The sequence below is a fragment of the Flavobacterium yafengii genome, assembly GCF_030010375.1.
GTDB classification, from domain to species: Bacteria; Bacteroidota; Bacteroidia; order Flavobacteriales; family Flavobacteriaceae; genus Flavobacterium; species Flavobacterium yafengii.
Map to the genome: position 1 here is coordinate 446,350 of NZ_JASCRY010000001.1, position 16,310 is coordinate 462,659.

General features: G+C 36.3%; 15 protein-coding genes. 14 read left to right on the forward strand and 1 reads right to left on the reverse strand.

The window, feature by feature from the left end; genetic code table 11:
• The first annotated feature begins 5 nt into the window (after positions 1 to 5).
• From QLS97_RS01880 to QLS97_RS01945, 14 genes are all read left to right on the forward strand, one after another.
• Positions 6 to 2,249, forward strand: coding sequence for a TonB-dependent receptor (locus QLS97_RS01880; protein WP_428831779.1), 2,244 nt, complete (start codon positions 6 to 8; stop codon positions 2,247 to 2,249).
• Entirely contained in the window at positions 2,249 to 2,716 is a 468-nt protein-coding gene (locus QLS97_RS01885; protein ID WP_282713990.1) for a thioredoxin family protein, read from the forward strand. Before QLS97_RS01880 ends, QLS97_RS01885 begins: the two co-directional genes overlap by 1 nt.
• A gap of 21 nt (positions 2,717 to 2,737) precedes the next feature.
• Positions 2,738 to 3,904 carry a lycopene cyclase family protein gene (locus QLS97_RS01890; RefSeq protein ID WP_282713991.1) on the forward strand — a complete coding sequence of 389 codons (1,167 nt, stop codon included), beginning with the start codon at positions 2,738 to 2,740 and terminating at the stop codon, positions 3,902 to 3,904.
• Positions 3,905 to 4,006: 102 nt separating this feature from the next.
• Positions 4,007 to 4,417 (forward strand): BrxA/BrxB family bacilliredoxin, encoded by a 411-nt coding sequence (locus QLS97_RS01895; RefSeq protein ID WP_091172289.1) that lies wholly within the window; start codon positions 4,007 to 4,009, stop codon positions 4,415 to 4,417.
• 218 nt (positions 4,418 to 4,635) lie between these two features.
• Entirely contained in the window at positions 4,636 to 5,094 is a 459-nt protein-coding gene (locus QLS97_RS01900) for a DUF1905 domain-containing protein (protein WP_282713992.1), read from the forward strand.
• Between the two features lies 1 nt (position 5,095).
• On the forward strand, positions 5,096 to 5,773 hold the full coding sequence (locus QLS97_RS01905; protein WP_282713993.1) for a DUF2461 domain-containing protein: 678 nt from the start codon (positions 5,096 to 5,098) through the stop codon (positions 5,771 to 5,773).
• Positions 5,774 to 6,050: 277 nt separating this feature from the next.
• Positions 6,051 to 7,406 carry an oxygen-dependent tRNA uridine(34) hydroxylase TrhO gene (trhO, locus tag QLS97_RS01910; protein ID WP_282713994.1) on the forward strand — a complete coding sequence of 452 codons (1,356 nt, stop codon included), beginning with the start codon at positions 6,051 to 6,053 and terminating at the stop codon, positions 7,404 to 7,406.
• Positions 7,407 to 7,412: 6 nt separating this feature from the next.
• The gene (locus QLS97_RS01915) at positions 7,413 to 8,654 is read left to right on the forward strand and encodes a peptidase U32 family protein (RefSeq protein ID WP_282713995.1); all 1,242 of its coding nucleotides are present in this window, start codon (positions 7,413 to 7,415) and stop codon (positions 8,652 to 8,654) included.
• Positions 8,654 to 8,884, forward strand: a complete 231-nt coding sequence (locus QLS97_RS01920) for a ferredoxin (RefSeq protein WP_091172284.1) — start codon at positions 8,654 to 8,656, stop codon at positions 8,882 to 8,884. Before QLS97_RS01915 ends, QLS97_RS01920 begins: the two co-directional genes overlap by 1 nt.
• 187 nt (positions 8,885 to 9,071) lie before the next feature.
• Positions 9,072 to 10,337, forward strand: coding sequence for a PSP1 domain-containing protein (locus QLS97_RS01925; RefSeq protein ID WP_131914516.1), 1,266 nt, complete (start codon positions 9,072 to 9,074; stop codon positions 10,335 to 10,337).
• Entirely contained in the window at positions 10,321 to 10,800 is a 480-nt protein-coding gene (locus QLS97_RS01930) for a gliding motility lipoprotein GldH (RefSeq protein ID WP_099713891.1), read from the forward strand. Before QLS97_RS01925 ends, QLS97_RS01930 begins: the two co-directional genes overlap by 17 nt.
• A 9-nt stretch (positions 10,801 to 10,809) precedes the next feature.
• Complete coding sequence (locus tag QLS97_RS01935; protein ID WP_282713996.1) at positions 10,810 to 13,119, forward strand: penicillin-binding protein 1A; 2,310 nt, start codon at positions 10,810 to 10,812, stop codon at positions 13,117 to 13,119.
• A gap of 188 nt (positions 13,120 to 13,307) precedes the next feature.
• A complete protein-coding gene (locus QLS97_RS01940; RefSeq protein WP_282713997.1) occupies positions 13,308 to 14,009 on the forward strand; it encodes a CoA transferase subunit A in 702 nt (233 codons plus the stop codon).
• A gap of 2 nt (positions 14,010 to 14,011) precedes the next feature.
• Positions 14,012 to 14,671: a CoA transferase subunit B gene (locus tag QLS97_RS01945; protein WP_282713998.1), complete on the forward strand. Its 660-nt coding sequence runs from the start codon at positions 14,012 to 14,014 to the stop codon at positions 14,669 to 14,671.
• A 118-nt stretch (positions 14,672 to 14,789) separates the two neighbouring features.
• On the opposite strand, the gene QLS97_RS01950 is transcribed toward QLS97_RS01945, so the two are convergent.
• On the reverse strand, positions 14,790 to 16,229 hold the full coding sequence (locus QLS97_RS01950) for a nucleoside recognition domain-containing protein (RefSeq protein ID WP_282713999.1): 1,440 nt from the start codon (positions 16,227 to 16,229) through the stop codon (positions 14,790 to 14,792).
• Positions 16,230 to 16,310 lie beyond the last annotated feature (81 nt).

A 16,310-nucleotide genomic window follows, 5' to 3' on the forward strand; every position in this document is an offset into this window, starting at 1 on the left:
TTCTGATGTTTCACTTAGGCTACGGCCAAGAAAAAACGAGTCTTTCAGGATTTGTTTCATCAGAAAAAAAAGGAGTTTCGGAGGCTCGTGTTTATTTAATTGGGACAAAATACGCCACCCAAACGGATAGCTTAGGAAATTACAGCATCGAGGATATTGCTGAGGGAAATTATAAAATACAAATTGTCGCAGAAGGTTTTCAAACTTTAAAAAAGAATATAATTGTCAAAATTAATGAAAACAACATTTTAGATTTTGACCTTTCAAGTACCGAAAATCAACTCAACGAAGTCGTGGTTTCGGGAACATTAAAAGCGGTAAAAAGATTAGAAAGTGCCGTTCCAGTTGAGGTTTATTCTCCTGTGTTTTTTAAGAAAAATCCAACGGCCAGTATTTATGAAGCATTACAGAATGTAAATGGTGTACGACCGCAACTTAATTGTGGCGTTTGCAATACGGGCGACATTCACATTAACGGACTCGAAGGCCCTTATACTTTGGTTTTAATCGACGGAATGCCTATTGTGAGTAGTTTATCTACGGTGTATGGATTATCCGGAATTCCAAATTCATTGGTGGAACGAATTGAAATCGTAAAAGGTCCTGCTTCCTCTTTATACGGCAGTGAAGCCGTGGGCGGTTTGATCAATATCATTACTAAAAATCCAACAAACGCTCCCCTATTCTCTGCTGATGTGTTTTCTACTTCTTGGTTGGAAACCAATGTTGATTTAGGAGTAAAACTCAATGTTGGCAAGAAAGCAACTGCACTTTTAGGTTTAAATTATTTCAGATACAATCAAAAAATAGACAACGACGGCGATAATTTTACTGATGTTACCCTTTCTGACCGAATTTCCCTTTTTCAAAAATGGACTTTCGACAGAAAAGAAAATCGATTGTTTACCATTGCGGCGCGTGGCGTTTATGAAGACCGTTTTGGCGGGGATGTGCGTTGGGAGAAAAAACACCGCGGCGGAGACGAAATCTATGGCGAAAGCATTTATACCAAACGAGCGGAATTGATTGGAAGTTACCAATTGCCTTTTCAGGAAAAACTGATGCTGTCTTTTTCAGGGAATGTACATTTTCAAGACAGCCGCTACGGCACAACGAGTTATATAGCCAATCAAAAAATCGGTTTTCTACAATTGACTTGGGACAAAAAAATAGGAAAAAATGATTTGCTTACCGGAATTGCCACCCGTTACAATTATTACGATGACAATACACCGGCAACTTCAAAACTGGGAAACAACAACCCAGAAAAAACGTGGCTACCGGGAATTTTTGTTCAAGACGAAATCACGTTCACTGAAAAACATAAGCTATTACTGGGAATGCGTTACGATTACAACTCGTTTCACGGAAGCATCTTAACACCAAGAATCGCGTATAAATGGAAATTAGACGATAATAATATCATTCGTTTGAATGCTGGAACGGGTTTTAGGGTAGTGAATTTATTTACAGAAGATCACGCTGCTTTGACCGGCGCTCGTGAAATTATAATCGCAAATAACCTGAAACCCGAACAATCTATAAATACCAATTTGAATTATATCAAGAAAATAAATTTCGACAACGGAACCTTTATCGGTATTGAAACTTCGTTTTTTCATACCCGATTCAGCAATAAAATTGTGTCGGATTATGAAACGAATCCCAACCAAATTATCTATGACAACATTAATGGCTATGCGATAAGCCAAGGAATCAGTACGAATATCGATTTCAATTTTCCAAATGGATTAAAGATTATCACTGGCGCTTCTTTGCTTGACAACAAAAACGTTGAAAATGGCCGAAAAGAAACACCTTTTCTAACCGAAAAATTTACGGCAACTTGGAGCGTTTCCTATAAAATTCAAGCTATTGATTTGAATGTAGATTACACCGGAAATGTGTACAGCCCGATGCAATTACCTCTTTTAAGCGCTTTAGATCCTCGTGCTTCAGAATCGCCTTGGTACAGTTTGCAAAACATTCAATTCACCTATTCTGGTTTAAAAAACTTTGAATTCTATGCCGGAATTAAAAACCTATTGAACTTTTTACCAAAACAAAACAATCCGTTTTTAATTGCAAGAACAAATGATCCTTTTGATAAAAATGTAACCTACGATACGAACGGACAAGTGTTGGCAACACCTGAAAATCCTTATGGATTGACGTTTGATACGACTTATGTCTATGGACCAAACCAAGGAATCAGAAGCTTTTTCGGACTTCGTTATACCTTAAAATAATGAAAAAGAATCTTTATTTACTGTTGCTTTTATGCAGTGCGATTCCGGCTGGATTTGCGCAGTTGCATTCAGTTTCATTGGAACAAATTGACAGTTTACAACGTATTGAAAAGAGAAAAACGATTGTTTTCATTCAAACCGATTGGTGCCAATTTTGCCATGCGATGAAAAACACCACTTTCAAAAACGAGGAAATCATCAAGGAACTCAACAACACTTTTTATTTTGTTGATTTCAATGCCGAAGAAAAACGAGCGGTAGTTTTCAATAAAACCACTTTTCAATTCAAACCCACAGGAAACAACTCTGGAACGCACGAACTGGCCATCGCATTAGGAACAATAAATAAGCAACTGAACTTTCCTGTTTTGTGTGTTTTAAACAGTGAAAACGAGATTATTTTTCAGCACAGCGGGTACTTAAAACCAAAAGAATTAAAGCTGATTTTAGCCAAACTAAAAGAATAAAATTGTCTATTTTTGGGGGAAATGTCAAATTCCCAAATGAAACACTACGATTATATTTTTACCGGCGCAGGATTATCGACTTTGATGACCGTATATAAAATGGTGCAATCCGGAAAATTTAAGAATACAAGTATTTTGTTATTGGATGAAGACACTAAAAAAACCAACGACAGAACCTGGTGTTTTTGGAAAACCAACGATTCGGTTTGGGAACAATCAATTTCGAAGAAATGGGACTCGGCTTTGTTTGCCAATGAAAACTTTCGCAGGGATTTAGACTTGCAACCGTATCACTACAATATGGTCAAAGGGCTGGATTTTTACAACCAAGTATTTGATTTGCTTTCAAAACAAGAAAATATCACTTTCGTGAACCAGAAAGTCTTGGAAATCGAAGAATCCGAAACCATAATTCTGGTACAAACCGAAAGCGAATCCTTTTCGTGCTCGAAATTATTCAACAGTATTTACAACAAACATAAAGCAGATAACCAGACAAAATATCCAGTTTTACAACAGCATTTTATTGGTTGGTTTATCAAAAGTGAACAAGCTGTTTTCAATTCTGAACAAGCCACGTTCATGGATTTTTCGGTGGAACAAAAAGGAAATACCCGTTTTATGTACGTGTTACCCATATCAAAAACTGAAGCTTTACTGGAATACACTTTGTTCTCGCACCAGCATTTAAAAACTGAGGAATACGAAAACGAAATCCAGCAATACATCGAAAAACTTGGAATTACGAACTATGAAATCGTCGAAAAAGAGCAAGGAAGTATCCCGATGACCTGTTATCCATTTTGGAAATCGAATACTAAAAACGTACTAAATATAGGAACTTCAGGCGGTTGGACGAAAGCCAGTACCGGTTACACTTTCAAAAATTCCGATAAAAAATCAAGTGAATTAGTTGCCTTTCTGCAAAGAGAAACTGACTTCACCAAATTTCATAAAAAGACCAAATTCTGGTTTTACGATTTGCTTTTGTTAGACATTTTAGACCGAAAAAATGAATTGGGTTCCCACATCTTTTCTTCGATGTTCAAAAAAGGAAATCCAAGTTTGATTTTTAAATTTCTAGACGAGGAAACGTCTTTTATTGAAGATATTAAGGTCATTTTGAAATGTCCAAAAATGCTATTTATTAAAGCCTTATTTCATGTTGCTCTCAAAACAATGAAATAACAATCAAACTATAACAAAACTTTATAATTGAACTCCTATTCTTGATTGTAAACTTTGTAACTTTGCAACTCGAAGTTATTATTGATTTAAAATAAAAAAGATATGTATCCAGAAGAAATGGTAAAACCAATGCAAGCAGAATTAACCGCTGCAGGTTTTCAAGATTTACATAGTGCTGAAGCAGTAGAAAACGCAATGAAATTAGAAGGAACAACACTTGTAGTTGTAAATTCGGTTTGTGGTTGTGCTGCTAGAAACGCACGTCCAGGAGCAAAAATGAGTTTAGATGGCGCTAAAAAACCAGACCATTTAATCACCGTTTTTGCAGGAGTTGACAAAGATGCAGTTGATGCTGCAAGACAACACATGTTCCCTTTTCCTCCATCATCGCCAAGTATGGCTTTGTTCAAAAACGGAGAATTAGTGCACATGTTAGAGCGTCACCACATTGAAGGTCGCCCAGCAGAATTGATTGCTGAGAACTTGAAAGACGCTTTCAACGAATATTGCTAATACATGCAAAAGCATAGAATTTAAAACCACGTCTCGGCGTGGTTTTTTTATTTGGAGCTATTTCCAGCTATTCGTTTCAATCTTTTTCCCCGCTAAAAAAGCGGATAAAAAAGGATTTCCACTGCTATCTGGGCTAGAAAAAAATTTAGGCTAGAAAAAGAGGTGTATATTTGATGGTATTAAATAGTTAGCAGAAAAGCTAAAAATGAGACTGTAAAATGGACTATATCATAAAAGACGAAAAACTCGAATTAAAATATGAACACGGAAAAGGTGCTTGGACTTATCATTTGCGTATTCCAAATTCAAAACATATTGATGGAAAATGGGGCGACATAAAAGTTTCAGGTTCAATCGATACTTACAAGATTGAAGCAAGAAACCTTGCGCCAATAAAAGGAGAAGACAAAATGCTTTCTGTAAATAGTGAAATAAGAAAAGCTATCAATAAAAAAGGTGGTGATATTGTTACAGTTTCACTTTATCTATTATCCAAGAAAGAAGAAATAACTGAAAAGCAAATTTTAGAAACCTTCAAGGAATCGGGAGTTTTAGAAGCGTTTGAAAAACTAAACGAATTTAAAAAAAATGAAATCTTAGAAAGCATTCTTTCTCAAAAAATCGAAGAGAAACAAATCAAGATAATTATAAAACACATAGATAAATTAAGTAAGTAAAATGATTAAGCAAACATCTTTAAACTTTTTAAAAGAACTTAAAAAAAATAATTCAAGAGAGTGGTTTGAACAAAACAAACTAACTTATCAAGCCTACAAGGATGATATTGTTTTTTTTACAGAAAATTTATTGTTAGAATTAGCAAAACTAGACTTGTCAATAGCAAATGCAAATTTAGTTCCTAAAAAGTGCTTGACAAGAGTAAACAGAGACTTGCGATTTTCAAAAGACAAGACTCCATATAAAAACTATGTTTTAGTCGTTTTCAATAAAAATGCTCCACACGGAAACACAGCAGGATATTTTATTCACATTGAACCAGGAAATTGTATGGTTGGAGGTGGGATTTGGCAGACAACCCCTGAATTTTTAAAAAAAATTAGGCAAGAAATAAGTTATTCCTATGAGGAATTTAACGAAATAATTTCAAACAAACAATTTCAAGATATATTTCCAAGCGGAATACAAGGTCAAAATAAATCAAAAAAATTCACTGATTTTTATGAAAAAAGTGACCCTGTTGTTGAATTACTAAAAATGAAAGGTTTTTGCACCAAAGAATTGATAAATGACAAAATTTTGACAAGTACAGACGCAGTAAAAATCATCATTAACTATTTTAAAACGGCAAAACCACTAATTGAATATCTTAATAAAGCTATAGAATTTGAAGAATAAAAAAAAACCCGCTCCCGCACGAATCCTTTCGTGTGACTCGAAGCGATAAATACGATTCTACAAAACTAAACATTCTATTGACCACAACTCCCCTAGCCCAGATTGCAGCGGCATCCTCTAGTTGTAGCGATAGCGAAAACAAGAGATATAGCGAAAAGCTGGAAATAGCTCCAAGAAATCAAACCATTCATAAACTTTGCGACTTCATTGTGAACATTGTGGTTAAATTATTTACTTTTGCAAAAAATATATTTCTCAACTTAAAACTGTTTATAGCATGCAACTGTATAACACATTAAGCGCAGAGGAAAGAGCCATCATGATTGATGATGCCGGAAAACAACGTCTTACGCTGTCTTTCTATGCTTATGCGCAAATCTCAAATCCAACACAATTTCGTAACGAATTATTTCTGGCGTGGAACTCACTTGAAGTTTTGGGTCGAATTTATGTAGCCAGTGAGGGAATCAACGCCCAATTATCATTGCCTGCCGATAATTTCTATGCGTTCAAAGACTCGATAGAAGTCTATGATTTCATGAAAGGAATCCGATTGAATATCGCCGTAGAACAAGACGATCATTCGTTCTTGAAACTGACCGTAAAAGTGCGTGATAAAATTGTGGCCGATGGTTTGGTTGATGAAACTTTTGATGTAACCAATATTGGAATTCACCTAAAAGCTAAGGAATTCAATGAACTTTTGGAAGACCCAAATACGATTGTGGTCGATATGAGAAATCATTACGAGAGTGAAATTGGACATTTTACCAAAGCTATAAAACCAGACGTGGACACTTTTCGTGAAAGTTTACCAATCATAGAAGAACAACTTTCTGAACACAAACAAGACAAAAAATTATTGATGTATTGCACCGGAGGAATTCGTTGCGAAAAAGCCAGTGCTTATTTCAAACACAAAGGTTTTGAAAACGTGTACCAACTGGAAGGCGGAATTATAGAATACACGCGCCAGGTAAAAGCCGAAGGATTAGAAAGTAAATTCATTGGAAAAAACTTCGTATTTGATCACCGCTTGGGCGAAAGAATCACGGACGATATTGTTTCCCAATGCCATCAATGTGGCGCGCCTTGTGATGTGCATACCAATTGCGTGAACGAAGGCTGTCATTTACTTTTTATCCAATGTGACTCTTGCAAAGAAAAAATGGAAGGTTGCTGTTCTGCTGAATGTGTAACTGTCATTCACATGCCGGAAGAAGAACAAAAAGCCATTCGAAGAGGAATTAAAAACGGAAATAAGATTTTCAAAAAAGGAAAATCAGACGTTTTGACTTTCAAAAACAACGAAGAAACGCATGGTGTTTTTGTTGCCGAAAAACCAAAAACTGTAGTCAAAAAAGAACCAAAAGTTAAGAAAATTTATATCGGAAAAGGAACGCATTTTTTCCCAAAACCAAGTATTGGTCAGTTTTTAATTGAAGAAAACGAAATCAAAATTGGCGATACGATTCTAATCAAAGGTTCCACAACCGGCGAACAAAAAATAGTAATCGAAGAAATGCTTGTTAACGATTTAGCACAAGAAAAAGCAGTTTCTGGAGATACTTGTACTTTTAAACTGCCGTTCAGAATTCGATTATCTGATAAATTATATAAGATTTTAGACTAATTTATCATGACATCGAATAACAAAATAGAACTTATGGCTCCTGCCGGGAACTTTGAGTCTTTACAAGCCGGATTAGATAATGGTGCGGATTCTATTTACTTTGGCGTTGAGCAATTGAACATGCGCGCCAGAGCCACCGTGAATTTCACCATGGACGATTTGCCGGAAATAGCAAAACGATGCGAAGCTAAAAATGTTCGAAGTTACTTGACCTTGAACACCATAATTTACGATCACGATTTATCCGTCGTAAAAACCTTACTGAACAAAGCCAAAGAAGCGAATATCACTGCGGTTATTGCTTCTGACCAAGCGGTTATCGCTATGGCTAGAGGCATCGGAATGGAGGTCCATATTTCAACTCAACTGAATGTGACCAACATTGAAACCATAAAATTCTACAGCTTATTTGCAGACACGATGGTTTTAAGTCGGGAATTGAGTTTACGTCAAGTAAAAAGCATCACCGCTCAAATCGAAAAAGAACAAATTAAGGGCCCAAACGGAAACTTAGTGGAAATCGAAATCTTTGGTCATGGCGCTTTGTGTATGGCAGTTTCAGGAAAATGTTATTTGAGTTTACACTCCAATAATTCCTCCGCCAACCGTGGTGCGTGTAAACAAAATTGCCGCAAGAAATACACTGTTATAGATCAGGAAACCGGTTTTGAAATCGAAGTCGATAACGAATATTTAATGTCTCCAAAAGATTTATGCACTTTAGATTTTCTGGACCAAGTCATTGATTCCGGTATTCAGGTGTTGAAAATTGAAGGCCGTGGCCGTGCTCCTGAATATGTTGCCACTGTTATCAAAACCTATCGGGAAGCGATTGACAGTTATTATGAAGATTCGTTTTCTAAAGAAAAAGTAGCCGATTGGATGGAAGCTTTAAACACGGTTTATAATCGTGGTTTTTGGTCCGGTTATTATCTCGGACAAGAATTGGGCGAATGGAGTGATGTTTCCGGATCAATGGCGACACAGAAAAAAGTCTATATAGGAAAAGGAACCCATTATTTCCCGAAAGCCAACATTGGTCAATTCAAAATTGAAGCTTACGACATCAAAATTGGCGATAAAATTCTGGTAACAGGACCAAGCACCGGAGCGCAGCAAATGATTATCGACGAAATGTTTGTCAATGATGTTACGGCTGACAAAGCCACCAAAGGCGATGATTGTACTTTAAAATTACCTTTCAGAATCCGAATGTCGGACAAATTATATAAAATTGTGGAAGCCTAATGGTTATTGTTACTTTACAGAGGGACAAATGCATTGGCTGTAATTATTGCGTTGAAATGGCTCCGGTTCAATTTCAAATGTCCAAGAAAGACGGGAAATCAGTTTTGATTCATTCGCAAAATGCAAAAGGTTTTTTTACTTTAAAATCACACGACCACACGATTGTTGAAAGTTGTGAATTGGCGGCAAAAGCATGTCCAGTTAAAATAATTTCGGTGAAAGAAACCTAAGTTTTTTATTAAAAACAGATTTAGATTCAACCCATTACAGCTGCAATTGTAATGGGTTTTTTTATTAAAAATTTATGAATTATTGACGCAGATAGGCGTTGTTCCATAAAATTAAAAAATACTATCTTTACACATTAAACGTTTTAAGAACTTAAGTTGTGCTGGTCGCAACACTACATATAAGATTATGGCATGTACAAGTTGTTCAACTTCTGATGGTGGCGCACCTAAGGGTTGTAAAAATAATGGGACTTGCGGCACCGATAGCTGCAATAAATTAACGGTATTCGATTGGCTTTCTAATATGAGTTTGCCTAATGGCGACGCACCTTTTGACTGTGTTGAAGTACGTTTCAAAAATGGAAGAAAAGAATTTTACCGCAATACCGAAAAATTAACGTTAAGCATGGGCGACATCGTTGCTACTGTTGCTTCTCCGGGTCATGATATAGGAATTGTTACTTTGACAGGAGAATTGGTTAAAATTCAAATGAAGAAAAAAGGAGCCAATTACCTGGGTAATGAAATTCCGAAAATTTATAGAAAAGCATCCCAAAAAGATATTGATATTTGGTCCACCGCAAGAGATCGTGAAGAGCCGATGAAGGTTCGTGCACGGGAACTGGCGATTGCTCAAAAACTGGAAATGAAAATTTCAGATATTGAATTTCAAGGGGATGGATCGAAAGCTACGTTTTATTATACCGCAAATGACCGTATTGACTTTCGTGCGTTAATTAAAGATTTTGCTAAAGAATTCAGCACTCGTATTGAGATGAAACAAGTAGGTTTTCGTCAGGAAGCGGCTCGTTTAGGAGGAATTGGTTCTTGCGGAAGAGAATTGTGTTGTTCTACCTGGTTGACGGATTTTAGAAGTGTAAATACCTCAGCGGCACGTTATCAACAACTGTCTTTGAATCCACAAAAACTGGCTGGACAATGCGGAAAATTAAAATGCTGCTTGAACTATGAGTTAGATACGTACATGGATGCGTTGAAAGATTTTCCGGATTTCGAAACAAAATTGGTAACCGAAAAAGGAGATGCCATTTGCCAGAAACAAGATATTTTCAAAGGATTGATGTGGTTTGCGTACACCAATAACTTTGCTAATTGGCATGTGCTGAAAATTGAACAAGTCAAAGAAATTGTTGCCGAAAACAAACTAAAAAACAAAGTTTCTTCGTTAGAAGATTATGCTATCGAGATTGTTGCTGAACCGGAGAAAAACTTCAATAATGCAATGGGTCAAGAAAGTTTGACTCGTTTTGACCAGCCAAAACCAAAGAAAAAACCAAATAAAAAACGCAAGCCGGCTGGTGAAAATGCAATTGTAGCAAACAACAATAAACCTGCAAACAACAACAATAATAACCGTCAGAATTCAAATGACAAAAAGCCTGCGGAACCAAGAAAACCTATAATTATTACTAAAAATGTGGATAAAAAATAGCGCTTTACTTCTTTTAGTTGTGATTCTCTTTTCTTCATGTGATAAAAAAAGAGTTTTTGATGAATATAAATCTGTAGGTAGTGCGTGGCACAAAGACAGTATTGTAACGTTCAATTTACCGGAATTAGATTCCACAAAACGATACAATCTATTTGTGAATTTGAGAGCCAATAACAATTATCAGTATAATAATCTGTTTTTAATTGTTGCATTGGAATTGCCAAATGGTTTTACAAAAGTAGACACGCTTGAATACCAAATGGCAGATCCGGACGGAACACTTTTAGGCGATGGATTTTCAGATATAAAAGAAAGCAAACTCTTTTACAAGGAAAATGTACGGTTCAAATCAAAATACAAAGTCTATATCAAACAAGCGGTTAGAGAAAACGGCAAAGTTCCCGGCGTAACAGCTTTAGATGGAATTACAGAGGTAGGTTTTAGAATAGAAAAAAAAGAATAAAATAGTATTATGGCTATCAAAAAAAATAACAATCAGACAAAAAACATTGATAAGGACATCACTTACTACAAAAAGAAATTTTGGAAAATCTTCTTTTATGGAATGGGTGCAGTCGGTTTATTTTTCTTATTTGCTTCATGGGGACTTTTCGGTTCGATGCCTTCTTTTGAAGATTTAGAAAATCCAGATTCAAACTTAGCCACCGAAATCATATCGGCTGACGGAGTAGTTTTGGGTAAATATTTTGAAAAAAACAGGTCCCAGTTAAAATACTCTGACTTACCAAAAAACTTGGTACAAGCATTAATAGCTACTGAAGACGCTCGTTTTTATGAGCATTCCGGTATTGATGGAAGAGGAACTTTAAGAGCTATTTCCAGCTTAGGAACCAGCGGTGGTGCGAGTACGTTGACACAACAATTAGCCAAACAATTATTTCATGGAGAAGGATCTAAATTTCTGCCTTTTAGAATTGTACAAAAAATAAAAGAATGGATTATCGCCATCCGATTAGAAAGACAATACACTAAAAATGAAATAATTGCAATGTATTGCAATGTATATGATTTTGGAAATAATTCTGTTGGAGTAAGTTCAGCAGCAAAAACCTATTTTTCTAAAGAACCGAAGGATTTAACCATCAGTGAATCGGCAATATTAGTGGGAATGTTTAAAAACTCTGGTTTATACAACCCTATCAGAAACCCACAAGGGGTAAAAAACCGCAGAAATGTGGTGCTTTTGCAAATGGAAAAAGGAAAAATCATTTCAAAAGAAGAGAAAGAAAGACTTCAAAGTTTACCTATTAAGTTAAACTTCAAATTAGAAACACACAAAGACGGAACGGCTACGTATTTTAGAGAATATTTACGTGATTACATGAAAAAATGGGCCGAAGAAAATAAAAAACCGGACGGTTCTGATTATGATATTTACAAAGACGGTCTAAAAATCTACACCACGATTGATTCCAGAATGCAATTGCACGCTGAAGAAGCGGTTACGGCACACATGGCAAACCTTCAAGAAGAGTTTTTTAGTCAATCTAAGGGTAATAAAAACGCTCCTTTCGTTAATATTTCTTCTGTAGAAACACAACGAATCCTGAATCAGGCAATGAAATCATCTAGCCGATGGGCTGTGATGAAATCAATGGATAAAAGCGATGAAGAAATTATAAAATCGTTCAGCGAAAAAGCAAAAATGACGGTCTTTTCTTGGAAAGGAGAAAAAGATACCATCATGACACCATTGGATTCTATTCGGTATTACAAACACTTTTTACAATCTGGATTGATGGCTATGGAACCGCAAACCGGAAATATAAAAGCTTGGGTTGGTGGTATCAACTACAAATATTTTCAATACGATCACGTAGGACAAGGTGCCAGACAAGTAGGTTCGACTTTCAAACCATTTGTTTATGCCACTGCTATAGAACAATTGAATATGTCTCCGTGTGACTCGATTATAGATGGTCCATTTGTCATTAGAAAAGGACGCCATCATGTTACCGAAGATTGGGAACCTAGAAATTCTGACAACAAATACCGCGGAATGGTTACCTTAAAAAGAGGTTTGGCTAATTCCATAAATACGATATCCGCAAAATTAATTGATAAGGTAGGTCCAGAAGCAGTAATCGATTTAACCCATAAATTAGGCGTAAAATCCGAAATTGTAAACCAACCATCCATTGCATTAGGAGCGGTAGAAATCACAGTCGAAGACATGGTTGCCGCTTACAGCACTTTTGCCAATCAAGGCGTTTATATGAAACCTCAATTTATATCTAAAATTGAAGATAAAAGTGGCGTTATCATCTACGAACCAATACCTGAATCGCATGATGTTTTAAATAAAGACATTGCTTATGCAGTTATCAAATTACTGGAAGGTGTAACCGAAGGTGGTTCTGGAGACCGTTTGCGCACCACTGGCGGCGGTAACGGAGACAACCGCTGGACGGGTTATCCTTATTCGTTTAAAAACCCTATTGCAGGAAAAACAGGTACTACTCAAAACCAGTCTGATGGTTGGTTTATGGGAATGGTTCCTAATCTTGTAACTGGAGTTTGGGTAGGTTGCGAGGACCGTTCAGCCCGTTTCAAAAGCATCACTTACGGTCAGGGAGCTACAGCCGCATTGCCGGTTTGGGGTTATTTCATGAAACTGTGTTATGCTGATCCGGCACTTAAAGTATCTAAGGGACCCTTTGAGCGTCCTGCAAATCTTTCTATAAAAGTAGACTGTTACGTTCCTAAAAAGGTAATAGACACGACGGCCGTAGAACAAGATACCGAAGAATTTGAATTGTAAAAGTCATTGCGAGGAACGAAGCAATCGCATATCGAGAGCAACAAATGGGATTGCTTCGTTCCTCGCAATAACAGGATTTCCACTGCTATCTGGGCTAAGGCAATCGTCCTTAGAACTAAATCTTGAGGTCCGTAGATTATAACTTAATTCTTCTTTAAATAAAATTCGACAAATAGCAACTCATTTTTATGATTAACAAAAAAGTAAACAACGTTCAGGACGCCCTTCAAGGAATTGAAAATGGGATGACTATCATGCTTGGCGGTTTCGGATTATGTGGTATTCCAGAAAATTCCATCGCCGAATTAGTGAAAAAAGAAACTACGGATTTAACGTGTATTTCAAACAACGCCGGTGTAGATAATTTTGGTCTTGGACTGCTTTTGCAAAAGCGTCAAATCAAAAAAATGATTTCTTCTTACGTAGGTGAAAATGCCGAATTTGAACGCCAAATGCTTTCTGGAGAACTCGAAGTGGATCTTATTCCTCAAGGAACTTTAGCAGAACGTTGCCGTGCGGCACAAGCCGGAATTCCTGCTTTTTTCACACCTGCTGGTTATGGAACTGAAGTAGCCGAAGGTAAAGAAGCACGTGAATTCAACGGAAAAATGCACGTTATGGAACACGCTTTCAAAGCTGATTTTGCCATCGTAAAAGCATGGAAAGGTGACGAAGCCGGAAACTTAATTTTCAAAGGAACCGCAAGAAACTTCAACCCTTGTATGGCCGGAGCAGCAAAAATCACCATAGCCGAAGTAGAAGAATTATTACCTGCAGGAAGTTTAGATCCAAATGAAATTCATATTCCGGGAATACTTGTAAATAGAATTTTTCAAGGTGTGAAATATGAAAAAAGAATTGAACAAAAAACCGTGCGAAAAATTTTCTAATTATGGCTTTAGATAAAAATCAAATTGCAAGACGTATTGCAAAAGAATTAAAACACAACTATTACGTAAATCTCGGAATCGGAATCCCAACACTAGTAGCTAATTATATCCCAGAAGGAATTGACGTTGAATTTCAAAGCGAAAACGGAATTCTCGGCATGGGTCCATTCCCTTTTGAAGGCGATGAAGACGCTGATTTAATCAATGCAGGAAAACAAACCATAACTACTTTGCCTGGAGCCAGTTTCTTTGACTCCGCATTCAGTTTTGGAATGATACGTGGGCAACATGTTGACTTAACAATCCTTGGCGCCATGGAAGTTGCCGAAAACGGTGATATTGCCAACTGGAAAATTCCTGGTAAAATGGTCAAAGGAATGGGAGGCGCAATGGATTTAGTGGCTTCTGCCGAGAATATTATTGTAGCCATGATGCACGTTAATAAAGCTGGAGAATCAAAAATACTTAAAAAATGTACCTTACCATTAACGGGTGTAGGTTGCGTTAAAAAAGTAGTTACTGAATTAGCTGTTTTAGAAATAACACCGCAAGGTTTCAAACTCCTGGAACGCGCACCGGGTGTAACTGTAGAACACATTATCGCTTCTACTGAAGCTGATTTAATTATTGAAGGTGACGTTCCAGAAATGGAAATGGATTAACACCAACGCTTAAAATACACAAAAACCACAATCTCAAATAGTATTTGAGATTGTGGTTTTTTTTATACTTTGATTTGCAATTCCATTCAGAAATCAAATTGCTTCAAAATTCTTATTTTTAAAAGAACCAAGTTGCGACAAAAATAGCAGTAATCACACAGATTAAATCTACGACAAGCATTGTCCCTAGTGCATAACGCGTGTTTTTAATATTTACAGAACCGAAATAAACGGCTATCACATAAAAAGTACTTTCGGCACTACATTGAAAAATACTGGCCAATCTAGCCGTTAAGGAATCTGCACCAAAAGTATTCATCGAGTCAATCAAAAATCCTCTTGATCCTGCAGAACTAAAGGGACGAAGCAATGCAACTGGTAAGGCATCCGTAATTTGCTTACTTACTCCCATATTAGAAAAAATGAAAGCAATCCAATTGCTAATAATTTCAAATAAACCACTGTTTCTAAATAAAGAAATAGCTACTAACATACCCAACACATAAGGAAAAATAGTCACTCCGGTTTTCACACCATTATTGGCTCCTACTACAAAACTTTCAAAAACTGTAGTAGATGCTTCTGTAAATTTCTTCTCATTTATAAAGGAGAAAATCAAGGTAAAAGCAATGATTCCAATTAATATTAAAGCAGAAAGATTAGAGGTGAAATAGTTTTTTCCAATTAAATCCAAATGGTTCACATACATCAACAAACCAACAATAGCAGCTATTAAAACCATCAATACAATCACTAGAGAAGCACTTTTGAAATTGATTCTTTGTTTGATTCCAACAATTAAAAAGGCGGCAATAGTCCCGATAAAAGAAGTGATAATACAAGGCAGCATCACATCAGCAGGATTGCTTGCATTAGCTGCAGCACGATATCCTATAATAGACGTAGCGATTAAAGTAAGGCCTGAAGCATGCAAACACATAAACATAATTTGCGCATCACTGGCCTTGTCTTTCTCTGGATTTATTTCTTGTAAACTCTCCATAGCTTTTAGACCAAAAGGAGTTGCGGCAGAATCTAATCCTAAGAAATTGGCAGCGAAATTTAAGGTCATATAAGAAATGGAAGGATGGTTTTTGGGAATACTCGGAAACACTTTTACAAAAACAGGACTCAATGCTTTAGCTAATTTTCCAGAAGCTCCGGAAATGATTAAAAGTTCCATCAATCCACAGAAAAAAGCCAAATAAGCCATCAGCGGAAGGATTAAATCTAGCAAAGTACTTTTACACGTTGGCAATAAACCATCTGATTTTTGAACACCGCTGTAAATTTTTACAGTTTTGTTTTTATACACATAAGTCGTATCCGCATTTAACGTATCCCGATTGATAATCATGGTTTGTTCTGGTGCTTTTTTGATGCTGTCTTTAATAAAAGCAGGAAGTTCTTCGGCAAATTTCTCCGAAACCAGAATTGGATCATCTTTCTTTCCGTTCAAAACGTGATCAATGGTATAACTGTCTCCAGAAAACAAACTAAACACTACAAATACAATTGCTGAAATAAAAATGACCAACCAAAATCTACTCAATACCATAATCTATAATTTTTGTAAATGTAATAAATCAATTGCAATGACAATAGCAAAAAGACAAGGTCAATATCAAACACAAATCTA